11 protein-coding genes, 1 other RNA gene and 1 pseudogene are annotated in these 10,848 nt (G+C 73.6%); 7 read left to right on the top strand and 6 right to left on the bottom strand.

Translation table 11 applies throughout. The features are described 5' to 3' along the window. Together sepH and AB1673_16745 are read right to left on the bottom strand one after the other, a co-directional pair. On the bottom strand, positions 1 to 1,116 hold a 1,116-nt coding region (gene sepH / locus AB1673_16750; GenBank protein MEW6155612.1), incomplete at its 3' end, for a septation protein SepH. 98 nt (positions 1,117 to 1,214) lie between these two features. Then, entirely contained in the window at positions 1,215 to 1,415 is a 201-nt protein-coding gene (locus AB1673_16745) for a hypothetical protein (GenBank protein MEW6155611.1), read from the bottom strand. A gap of 439 nt (positions 1,416 to 1,854) precedes the next feature. Here AB1673_16745 and AB1673_16740 point away from each other — a divergent pair. Together AB1673_16740 and AB1673_16735 are read left to right on the top strand one after the other, a co-directional pair. Then, positions 1,855 to 2,172: pseudogene (locus AB1673_16740) on the top strand (transposase). 85 nt (positions 2,173 to 2,257) lie between these two features. Further along, the gene (locus tag AB1673_16735) at positions 2,258 to 2,746 is read left to right on the top strand and encodes a transposase (protein MEW6155610.1); all 489 of its coding nucleotides are present in this window, start codon (positions 2,258 to 2,260) and stop codon (positions 2,744 to 2,746) included. 70 nt (positions 2,747 to 2,816) lie between these two features. Here AB1673_16735 and AB1673_16730 read toward each other — a convergent pair whose 3' ends face one another. After that, positions 2,817 to 4,541: an NYN domain-containing protein gene (locus AB1673_16730; protein ID MEW6155609.1), complete on the bottom strand. Its 1,725-nt coding sequence runs from the start codon at positions 4,539 to 4,541 to the stop codon at positions 2,817 to 2,819. Positions 4,542 to 4,585: 44 nt separating this feature from the next. After that, the gene (locus tag AB1673_16725; protein ID MEW6155608.1) at positions 4,586 to 4,795 is read right to left on the bottom strand and encodes a hypothetical protein; all 210 of its coding nucleotides are present in this window, start codon (positions 4,793 to 4,795) and stop codon (positions 4,586 to 4,588) included. Between the two features lie 158 nt (positions 4,796 to 4,953). Between AB1673_16725 and AB1673_16720 the strand changes: the two genes are divergently transcribed. Next, positions 4,954 to 6,633: a DEDD exonuclease domain-containing protein gene (locus tag AB1673_16720; protein MEW6155607.1), complete on the top strand. Its 1,680-nt coding sequence runs from the start codon at positions 4,954 to 4,956 to the stop codon at positions 6,631 to 6,633. Here the strand turns inward: AB1673_16720 and trpD are convergent. Then, positions 6,605 to 7,660: an anthranilate phosphoribosyltransferase gene (gene trpD / locus AB1673_16715; protein ID MEW6155606.1), complete on the bottom strand. Its 1,056-nt coding sequence runs from the start codon at positions 7,658 to 7,660 to the stop codon at positions 6,605 to 6,607. The genes AB1673_16720 and trpD overlap by 29 nt on opposite strands. Positions 7,661 to 7,689: 29 nt before the next feature. Then, a complete protein-coding gene (locus AB1673_16710) occupies positions 7,690 to 7,926 on the bottom strand; it encodes a WhiB family transcriptional regulator (GenBank protein ID MEW6155605.1) in 237 nt (78 codons plus the stop codon). A 198-nt stretch (positions 7,927 to 8,124) separates the two neighbouring features. Here AB1673_16710 and AB1673_16705 point away from each other — a divergent pair, with 198 nt between their 5' ends. From AB1673_16705 to rnpB, 4 genes are all read left to right on the top strand, one after another. Further along, complete coding sequence (locus tag AB1673_16705) at positions 8,125 to 8,250, top strand: hypothetical protein (protein MEW6155604.1); 126 nt, start codon at positions 8,125 to 8,127, stop codon at positions 8,248 to 8,250. Then, the gene (locus AB1673_16700; GenBank protein ID MEW6155603.1) at positions 8,247 to 8,642 is read left to right on the top strand and encodes a hypothetical protein; all 396 of its coding nucleotides are present in this window, start codon (positions 8,247 to 8,249) and stop codon (positions 8,640 to 8,642) included. The genes AB1673_16705 and AB1673_16700 overlap by 4 nt, the downstream gene beginning before the upstream one ends. Next, entirely contained in the window at positions 8,639 to 10,090 is a 1,452-nt protein-coding gene (locus AB1673_16695) for an FGGY family carbohydrate kinase (GenBank protein ID MEW6155602.1), read from the top strand. Before AB1673_16700 ends, AB1673_16695 begins: the two co-directional genes overlap by 4 nt. Positions 10,091 to 10,113: 23 nt before the next feature. Continuing rightward, positions 10,114 to 10,464, top strand: an RNA gene (gene rnpB, locus AB1673_16690) — RNase P RNA component class A. Positions 10,465 to 10,848 lie beyond the last annotated feature (384 nt).

The raw sequence follows: 10,848 nt of genomic DNA, 5'->3' as shown, positions 1-10,848 counted from the left end.
TCCGGTGGCCCCGGTGCGCCGGGCACCCGTGGTCTTGGCCGTGGGGGTGGCCTTGGCCGGCTTTGCCGTGCCCGACCGGGTGGCGCGGGTCGTCTTGGCCGTTCCAGTGGCCCGACCGGCCGTCTTGGCGGCACCCGTCAAGGGGGTTGACTTGGTGGCTCGGGACATGCCGGTGACGCCGGCTCTTGCGGCAGGGCCCGTACCTCTGGCCCGGCTGGCGGCCTTCGGTCTGCCTGCACCGGCTGCCTTGGCCGCCTTGCGGGCCCGGGCCTGACCGGCGGCCCGGCTCGTCGCCGTGGTCGACGAACGGCGCACCCTGGGGCGGGCCGGGCCGGTACTCCCGTTGGTCACGCCCAATGGAGGGGCGTCCGCCCCGTTGCCACCGTCGGCCCGGGCGGCATCCGCAGCAACCGGCACGGGGACGGCCGCCGCGTCCTCGGCCTCGGCCATGCGGCTACGCAGGCGCCGGCCAGGTTCGACGTAGCCGAGGTCGGACGCCAGGCGGTCGGTCGACTGGAGCCGGCCCGTGGACGCGTCGAGCTGCCACCTGACCTCCTGGTCGCGCCCGCGGGAGTGGTAGCGGAACCTGACCATCCACACCGAGTCGTGCAGCTGGTAGGCGCTCCATCCAGCGTCGAACTCCTCTTCGAGAAAGCGCGCCCCGCGGTCGATCAGGTTGACGGCCACTGACTGACCGAGCGGCTGGCTCGAAGGGCCGAGGCGGGCCTTGGAGTAGACGAGCCCGCGGGCCAAGGAGACGATGCGGGCCTGCTCGGCCAGGATCGGTGCCGCGAACCGCTCGACCCACGCGGGGTGGACACCGGCCTCCCGGGCCACCTCGTTGATCGAGCGTCCGGCCCGCAGGCGGGCCTGGATCTCGCGGGGCGTGAGCGCGCTCTCGGGGCGACCGCCCGTCCCCCGCTCGGCCCCGCCAGAGCCGGCCGGCCCGGGGAACTGGGCGGCTTCGGCCCCATGGTCGGGGTCGAGCTGCGCGACGAGATCGAGCAGCTCGTCGCTGATCGCAGCGACAAAGCCGCCCGACTTCGAACCCTTGCGGGTGCTGAAGATCAAGCCGTCGTGATCGGGCGTGAAGCCGACAACGTGGAGCTTTCGCACGCGCGCTCCGAGGGTGAACGGTGGCCCGGCGACGACGGGCCCTGGCTTCGGACGCTACCACCGGTGTTGACCCCCGAAAGTGGACCCCCGGGGCCGTCTCAGCCTGTCCGGCGCACCTGCCGAAGCTGGGGAACGAGCCCCGCGTCGCCCAACATGCGCACGGCGCGGGCTTCGGCCACATCGATTACCAGGGCCTGCCCCGGCTCACGGTTGCAGATGAACGTGACCACGCAGTCGTCACAGGTCGGCGTGTCTTGCATCGTGCAGTCCTCACAGCTGATCACCGAGACGTCCTCCACAGCACCTCCTCGTTCCCGCTCGCCCACCGAGAACCTAACGAGGGGGGTATGACACTTAGGGTTCCTCGGTAGGTCCACCACCCCGGTGGCGGGCCTCCGTAGGGTTCGCCGGGTCGGTTCTTCCGGTTCGGCTCGGTGTATGACCGGAGCGGCTGCAAGGTCGACTCCTCAAAGCTGATCGTCGGATCGGACGAACCCCTCGGCACACGTGCATCCCTGTTCAGGAAACTTGGGGCCGCCGGCGGTGGCGGACCCCTGCTAACGGAATGTCCGGATGGACACCACCTGCGGAACGTGTGGGGCCGGCAACTGGAGGGACCGGCGAGCGGAACGTTCAGCCAAGGAGGAAGAGAGTGGGGCAGACGATCAGGTTGGGCATCGATGTGGCCTGTCGGGCCGACCACCAAGCGAGTTGCGCCGACGGGGCGGGTGAGTTCCTGTGGTCGGGCTGGCGGTCCGGAGCACCCCGTCGGACTTGGAGCGGCTCTGGGCGAAAGTCCCCGAGGGGGCCGACGTGACGGTCGTGCTGGAGCCCACCCGCAACGCCTGGGTGCCGCTGGCGGCGTGGCTGCAGGCGCGCGGCGCCAAGGTGGTGATGGTGCCTCCGGAGCAGTCGGCCGACCTGCGGGACTACTACAACAAACACACCAAGACTGACCGCCTCGACTCCCGGGCCCTGGCCCGCCTGCCGTTGCTGCACCCCGACGGCCTCCGTCCCATCGACCACCTGGGGCCGGCCCAGCCGCTGCTGCGGGCCGTGCGGCTGCGATCGAGCCTGGTCAAGCGCCGCACGGCCACCGCCCAGCGCCTCGACGCCTGGCCGCTTCGCCAACCTGGCGGGGGTGCGGTCCTTCACCGGCCTGGTGCCCAAGATCGACCAGTCGGGGCTCGAGAACCGCCACAAGGGCGTGACCAAGGCCGGCGACCCCGGCCTGCGGGAGGCGCTGTTCCTGGCCGCCGACCTCGCCCGCAAGGTCGACCCGACCCTGGCCGCCCGCTATCACCGCCTCGTCGTCGACGAAGGTCGCCACCACATCTCTGCGGTGTGCACCCTGGCCGCCGTGCTGGCGACCCGGATCGCCGCCTGCTGGCGGCGGGGCGAGGCCTACGTGCTGCGGGACACGGAGGGCAACGAGATCACCGAGGCCGAGGGTCGTGCGATCTGCGCCGAGCGGTTCAAGGTGTCGGCCGCCGTCCGCCAGGCCCGCCGCAACGGCACGAAGGCGAAGAAGCTGAAGAAGGCGGGCCGGGGCAGTAAGGAGTCGACCAAGGCCGCTCCGGCGTCCGGCCCGCCCGCCGGCGACGCTATTCCGGTAGCGGGCGCAGCGTGACTCGCTGCCCAGGACGTACTCTCAGGTCGCAGGTGACCCCGGCGACTCTCCAACTCGTGGCTGCTGGACCTCACCGGCGCAAGGCGGCGAGGAGTTGCTCACTGGAGATCACGTTGGCCCCGAAGCGGGCGGCACCTGATCGCACACGGCGGTCGTTGGAGGCGACGACGAGGGGCCGCGTAGCTGGGAGGTCCGCCGATGCCTCGATCAGGACGTCGTCGGCCTCGACCCCGGGCGGGGAGAAGGTCACGCGGACGGCCCGGGCAGTGGTGGGCACCACACCGGGCATGGCCAGCTCGGCTCCGTCGAACACCACCCGGGGCTCGGCTCCGGTGCGGGCCGCGAGCTCGGCGAGGGCGTCGACCAGACGCCGGCGCTGCTCGGCGATGGCCAGCTCGGGCCAGCCCGCGTGCGACACGTTGTAGCCGTCGACCAACAGCACGACACCGGTGGAACGCAGCAGGTGTTCGGCGGCCTCCGCCGAGTCGTCGAACACCGCGGGCGGCAAGGGAAGCGGGCGGCGGGCGGGCGTCCGCGCCTCCCGGCGCCCGCGACCGGTCGCGGCGCCCGGCGTACCCACCGGCGGTGGGGCGGACGGCGGCCCGGACGAACGAGCCGCTCGGACCGGGCCCTCGGCGGCCAGTGCATCGGCGGCCAGTGCATCGGCGGCCAGTGCATCGGCGGCCGGGCCCTGGCCGCCCGGATCCTCCGCAGCCGGCGGTCCGGGCGAGCGAGCCTCGCGCGCCGGGCCCTCGGTAGCCAGTGCATCGGCGGCCGCCCCCAGGGCCGCCGCCAGCTGGGTCGCCGCCTTGGCGGCCGCCGCCAACGCCGGGCCGGCTGCCCCGCTCCCTCGACCGGGCGAGTGCGCACCGACGCCCCAGCCCGTCCCAGCAGCCGTTGCCTCCGGCCCCGTGGGGGCTGCGGCTGTGGCTCCTACCGGGCCGGCGACGACCGCGGCCCCACCGGGCGGGCCGGTGCCAGGTAGCCCGCCGGCTTGCTCCTGACCCGGAACGGGCGACCCGGCGCCAGATGACCCGGCGCCAGATGACCCGGCGCCAGGTGCGCCGGCCGTTGAGCCCTGACCGGGGGTGGGCGGGGGGCCAGGGGCGGGCGGCGGGGTGGCAGGGGCATCGGAGGGCGGCCGCGTCGTCGAGGACCGGCGAACGGGGGTGGTGGGAGCGCCCGGGCCGCCAACGGCATCGTCTTGGGCGGACACCTCTGCCAAGCGGCGGCGCAGCGACTCGGCCTCCTCCTTCACGGACGCAAGGGCTGCTCGCAGGCGTTCGCGTTCGGCCAGCAGGAGGTCGGACCGTCCGATGGCGGCCGCGGCCTCCTGCTCGGCGGCCAGGCGGGCACGGCGCTCCTCGGCGGCCGCATGGCGTGCCGTCTCGGACTCGGCCCGGGCTGCAGCCGCGGTCGCCTCCGCCCGCCGGGCCGCCTCCTGGACCGACGCCAACCGCCGGCGGGCATCGTGCTCGGACCGGCGTTCGGCCTTCTCCTGGGCGGCACCGGTGGCCTCGGCCACCAGGTCGGCCAGCTCGTCCCCCCACCCCTCGGGCCGGTGGACGTAGAGCCAGCCGGCCCGCCCGACCTGCTCCTCGGAGACCTCGTCGGCCACCCTCCGGCGGAAGTCGTCGTCGGTGTCGAGGGCCTTGCGGGTCGCCGTCAGGGCCCGCGATGGCAGCTTCTTGAACTGCAGGAAAGGCCGCAGAAGGGTGGGTGCCGTTACCGCGGGCGTGTCCTCCTCGCCCTCTCGGGCCAGGGCCAGCGCCGCCTCCAGGGCCTGGCGGAGCAAGCCGTCGGCCTCCGGGCCGAACAGGGCGTCGCCGCCCGGTTCGCTCAGGCCTCCTCCCCCAGGGCCTCGACCGTGCCGCTCGGTCCGCACCACCGGCAGGTGACCTCCTCGACGACCTCCTCCAGGACCTGCTCCTCCTCGACGTCGAGCTCGCCGCCCAGCGTGTAGTGGTGGAAGGCGCGGGTCCGCCGGCGGGTGGTGACGTCGAACCTCGTCAGGTTGCCGCAAGAGGCGCATCGGTAACGGGAAGCCACCTCCGGGATCCTACTAGCGCGCCCGCAGGCCCGGCCCGAACGATTGTTCGCTGCCCCTCCCCCGAACCGGTGTGCCGAACGCGCCACATTCGGCGCGTTCCCGACACTTGGTTCGTCGTGGGCCTATCCGAACGTGTGTTCGGCTACGGTGGGCGGCCGTGCAGACCGGGGCACTTCCCTTTCAACCCCGTTCGTTCGACGACCTGGGCACCCCGCTGCGGGACGTGACCTTCTGCGTCGTCGACCTCGAGACGACCGGGGGCTCGCCGGCCACGTGTGCCATCACCGAGATCGGGGCGGTGAAGGTGAAGGGAGGCGAGTGCCTCGGCACGTTCCAGACCCTGGTCAACCCGGGAGTGCCGATCCCCCCCGAGATCGTAGTGCTCACGGGCATCACCGAGGCCATGGTCTACCCGGCACCCACGGTCGACGCCGTGCTGCCCACGTTCTGCGAGTTCGCCGGGGGCTCGGTGCTGGTGGGCCACAACCTGCGGTTCGACATCTCGTTCCTCGACGCCGCCCTGGCGGCCCACGGCTACCCCCGCCTGGCCCACGCCCGGGTCGACACCGTGGCCCTGGCCCGCCGGCTCGTGCGCGACGAGGTACCTGACTGCCGCCTGGCCACGCTGGCCCGCCGGCTGCGGCTGGCCCACCAGCCCTCCCACCGGGCGCTGGCCGACGCCCTGGCCACCGCCGACTTGCTCCACGCCTTGCTGGAGCGGGCCGCCGGGCTGGGCGTCCTCGGGCTCGACGACCTCCTCGCCCTGCCCAAGCTGGCCTCCCATCCGCTGGCCCCCAAGCTGCGGCTCACAACCGGCCTGCCCCGGCGGCCCGGGGTGTACTTGTTCAAGGGTGGGGGCGGGCGGGTCCTCTATGTGGGCAAGGCCACCGATCTGCGGTCGCGGGTCCGGTCCTACTTCTCGGGCGACGACCGTCGCAAGGTCCTGCCCCTGCTGCGGGAGGCCGAGACGGTCGACCACGTGGTGTGCCCGACGCCGCTGGAGGCCGCCGTCCTCGAGGTCCGGCTCATCCATCGCTACCAGCCCCCCTACAACCAGCGTTCGAAGCGGTGGCGGGGCTACGCCTACCTCAAGCTCACCCTCGACGAGCGCTTCCCCCGGCTGTCGGTCGTCAAGGCCCCGGGCCGCGACGGCGGCCTCTACCTCGGCCCCCTGGGCTCCTCGGCCGTGGCCCGCCAGGTCGCAGAGGCCATCGAGTCGGCCGTGCCCATACGGCGCTGCACGGCCCGCCCCCGCCGCGACGGGCCCCTGCGGGAGGCACCGTGCACGCCCGCCCAGCTAGGGGTGGCCGCCTGTCCGTGCGCGGGGACGATCTCCGAGGACGACTACCGGGACATCGTCACCGTGGTGGTCGACGGCTTGACCCGTGACCCGTCCGTGCTGCTACGGCCTCTGGAGCAGCGGATGAACGCCCTGGCCGCGGCCGAACGCTTCGAGGAAGCGGCCTCGACCCGCGATCGGGCCGCGGCCCTGGCCCGGGCCCTGCACCGCCAGCGCCAGTTCGAGGCCCTGCGCCGGGCTGGCCGCCTCGAGCTCGACGTCGGCGCCGACCAGCGGCGGCTCGTGTTCCGAGGGGGTCTGCTCGGGCCCCAGGCGGGAGTCGACGTCGAAGGCCCGGACCCGGGCCCGGGCACGCCCGTCCCCCGCCATCTGGCCGACGAGCTGGCGTGCGTGGCCCGTTGGCTCGACACCGAGGCCGCCCGGGTCAAGCTCGTGGCATGCGAGGGCGAGCTGTCGTGGCCCCTCCCCCGGTTGCCCCGCTTCGAGCCGACCGGTGGCGACCGGCTCCTCAGCCCGCGTGGGCCTGGGAGGTCTTGACCAGATCGTCGAGCACGGCCGCGGCCCGGCCCTCGTCGACCGACGCCACCGCCGCCTCCAGGCCCGTCGCCAGGTCGTCGGCCAGCCCGGCGGCCACCAGCCCGGCGGCCGCGTTGAGCACGACGATGTCACGCCGGGCACCGGGCTCGCCGTCGAGCACCCGCCGGGCCAGGTCGGCGTTGGTGGCGGCATCGCCGCCCTTGAGGTCGCCGGCGGTCGCCCGGGCCAGCCCAAGGGCGGCCGGGTCGACCACGTAGGTCCGCACCTCACCCTCTCGCAGGTCGAGGACCGTGGAGGTGGTCGTGGTCGACAGCTCGTCCAGCCCGTCGTGGCCGTAGACGACCAGGGCCCGCTCCGAGCCGTTGGCGGCCAGGACGCCGATCATGCGCTCGGCCATGGCCGGGTCGCTCACGCCCAGCGCCTGGCGGCGCACCCGGGCCGGGTTGGCCAACGGTCCGAGGAAGTTGAACACCGTAGGGACACCCAGTTCCCGGCGGGTCGGACCGGTGTGGCGCATCCCCGAGTGGAACCGGGGGGCGAAGCAGAACCCCATCCCCGTGGCCGTCACGCATGCCGCCACCCCCTCGGGACCGAGGTCGATGGCCACCCCCAGGGCCTCCAGGACGTCGGCCGAACCGCAGACCGACGATGCCGAACGGTTACCGTGCTTGCAGACCCGCCCCCCGGCCCCGGCCACGACCAGCGCGGCCACCGTGGAGACGTTGACCGTGCCACTGCGGTCCCCGCCGGTGCCGCACGTGTCGACCAGCTCGGAGGCGCCCTCGATCTCGACCGTCTGGGCGTAGGCCAGCAGGGTCGAAACGAGGGCGGCCATCTCCTCGACGGTCTCGCCCTTCATGCGCAACGACACGCAGAAGGCGGCGATCTGGGCGGGCGTGGCCGAGCCTTCGAGGATCTCGGCCATGGCCGCGGACGCCGCCTCACCGGCCAGGTCCTCCCCGCGGGTGAGCGCGCCGAGGACCGCGGCCCACCCACCCAGTTCGGCCAGGGAGGGGGACGCGGGCACGGCGAGAAACTACCCGGGAGCCGGGCCGCTCAGGCGGCGGCGGTCTTGCGCCGTTGGCGCAGGATGCGCCGCCGCTCGCGCGCCGTCGTCCCGCCCCAGATGCCCTCGCCCTCGCGGGTGCTGAGGGCGAACTCGAGGCACAGCTCGCTCACCGGGCAGCCGGCGCAGATGTCTTTGGCCGGCCCGGCCTCGGTGTCTTCGAGCGGGTAGAAGATGTCGGGATCGAGCCCCCGGCAGGCGCCGCGCTGGCGCCAGGAGAGGTTCATAGGGTGGGAAGTCTCCAAGTGGAACGTAAGGGGACGGACTGGACGGAACTGGGCCGGCTCATCAACCGCCGCTGGCGACTGTCCGGCTCGTACGGGTCTAATTGTGCAACAGAAACGTTGTCAAAATCCAGTCATTACTGGTACACGGGGCCTCGGCCGCCCCGGGGAAGCCCTGCGCCTGGCTCCTAGGATGCCCGCGTGACCGCCGTCGACCTCGGCCGCCAGCGCTTCTCGCTCGTCACGGCCGCCGTCCTGACGGCCCCCGGCAGCGTCGTGCGGCTGAGGCCCCGGACGCCCCACGACGAACTGGCCCGCGCCGGATGATCCCCGCCATCGACTGGCGCGCCGTGGCGAGCGGGGCGGCCCTCGTGCTGGGTGTGCTGGTCGCGGTCATGGTCGGGGCCCAGGTGTTCGACTCCACGGTCGGGTTCGACACGGGGCCCAACGCCGTCATCGCCTTCTACGTGGTCGCACTGGCCGGCAACGCCGGCGGTGGGTGGTTGGCGGCCACCCGCCGGCCCGACGCGGCCCTCGCCCACGGCCTGCTGGCCGCCCTGTCGGCCTACGCCGTGGTGGCCGCCTTCGGGGTCACCCTGCGCCTCACGACGGGCAACGGGCCCGACGCCGTGGCCCTGGCCTTCAACGGGCTGATGGTGGCGGCCGCCGCCATCTTGGGCACGCTGGTGGCCGAACGGTGGCCGAGGTCGCGCCCGTGAACGGCTGCGTTCTCGTCGTCGACGTGGGGACCAGCGGCCTGCGGGCCGCGGTCGTCGACCACCAGGGACAGGTCGTGACCCTCCACCACCGCGAGGTCCCGCCCACCAGCCCCGCGCCCCTGTTCGTCGAGTTCGACCCCGCGGCCATGGCCGCGGCTGCCCTCGACGTGGCCCGGGCCGCGCTGGCCGAGGCCGGCCCGGTCGACGCCGTGGGGATCGCCAACCAGCGCTCGTCCACCGTCCTGTGGGACCGGGCCACGGGTCAGCCGGTGGGCCCGGGCGTCAGTTGGCAGGACCTGCGCACGGCCGGCATGTGCCTGATGCTCCAGGCCCAGGGGGTCCGGCTGGCGCCCAACGAGTCGGCCACCAAGCTGGCCTTCCTGCTCGACCTGGCCGACCCCGAGCGCGAGCGCGACCTGTGCTTCGGCACGATCGAAACGTGGATGGCCTGGACGCTGTCGGAGGGGGCCGTCCATATCACCGAACCCACCAACGCGGCGCTCACCGGGCTGTTCCGCCTCGACGGGTCGGGGTGGGACCCGGCCGTGGCCGGTGCCCTTCGGGTGCCCGAGGCTGTCTTGCCCGAGATCGTGGGCTCGGCGGCCGTCTCGGGCGTGGCCTCGGCCCTGCCCGGGTCTCCGCCGATCGCGGGCATGGCCGGCGACCAGCAGGCGTCGCTCATCGGCCAGGGGTGCACCCGGACCGGCCAGGCCAAGCTGACGTTCGGCACTGGGGGGATGCTCGACATCTGCCTGGGCGCCCAGCGCCCGCCGTTCCCCCGGGTGGGGCCGGCGGGCACGTTCCCCATCGTGGCCTGGGGCATCGGCGGCCACCTGACCTGGGGCCTGGAGGCGGCCATGCTGAGCGCCGGCCAGGCCGTGGGCTGGCTCCGCGACGACCTGGGCATCATCACAACCGCGGCCGAGTCCGAGGAGGTGGCCGGGGCGTGCCGCGACAGCGGCGGGGTGGTGTTCGTGCCCGCCCTGGGCGGCCTGGGGGCCCCGGTGTGGGACTTCGGGGCCCGGGGCACGCTGCTCGGCCTGGCCCGGGGCACGGGACGTCCCGAGATCGTGCGGGCTGTGCTCGAGGGGGTGGCCCACCGGGCCGTCGACCTGGTCGAGGCGGCCGAGGCGGACTCGGGGCTCCCGATCGGCACGTTGCGGGTCGACGGGGGCATGACGGCCAACTCGGTGTTCGTCCAGGCCCTGGCCGACGCCGCCCAGCGGCCCGTGGAGGTGTCGCGCGTGCGAGAGGCGACGACTTTGGGGGCCGCCTTCCTGGCCGGCGTGGCCGTGGGCCTGTGGTCGGGCCTCGACGAGTGCGCTTCGCTGTGGGCCCCGGGGCACACCATCGAGCCTTACCGCCGCCTCGACCGCGACCGCTGGCGGGAGGCCCGCGACCGGTCCCTGCGCTGGGTCCCGGAGCTGTCGGCGCTGGAGTTCTTCTGAGCGTGGGAAACTAGCGGTGACGGTGAGCCGGCCGGGTGGCCGCGGCCCGGGCAACCGGGCTGAGGAAGGTCGGGGCTCCACAGGGCAGGGTGCTGGCTAACGGCCAGTCGGGGTGACCCGCAGGAAAGTGCCACAGAGAACAGACCGCCGATGGGCCCGGCTCCGGCCGGCGCCACAGGTAAGGGTGAAACGGTGCGGTAAGAGCGCACCAGCGCCCGGGGCGACCCGGGCGGCTCGGCAAACCCCACCCGGAGCAAGGTCAGACAGGGGATGGGTGGCCCGCCCGATATCCCCGGGTAGACCGCGTAGATGGATGGCCACCGCCCGCCGGCAACGGCGGCGCACAGAACCCCGCCTACAGGCCGGCTCACCGTCACTACCTGCTGAGGCCGGCTTGGCGATGCTCGACTACTCGCCCCCGAGTGTGTTCATCGATCTCTGAAGGGGTGCCGACTGTCGCCGGCGCGCTCTCTCGGGTTATGCCGGCGTTGGGGGCGCGGGCCGCTTACGGCGAGCGTGTCGTGATGGGGGTCCCGACGCCATCCCGGGCGACGCGAGTGACGATCGGTGCAAGCATCTCGCGGGCAACCGCACTGGACGTAGCGGCATTCTCCTGCTGATGGGAGTCGAGTCCAGGACTCCTGACCTACGCGCCATAGTCCCTGAGGTGCTCAGGGCGCCTTGACGCTGTAGCGGAGGACGAGGTCGGTGCCGGGATAGACGGTGTCGGTGGAGCTCAGTTCGGCGCAGAGGGCGGC

Source organism: Actinomycetota bacterium (assembly GCA_040754375.1).
Taxonomy (GTDB): domain Bacteria; phylum Actinomycetota; class Acidimicrobiia; order Acidimicrobiales; family AC-14; genus JBFMCT01.
The sequence above is the reverse complement of the archived record's forward strand: the minus strand, read 5'-3'. Positions and strand labels throughout refer to the sequence as shown.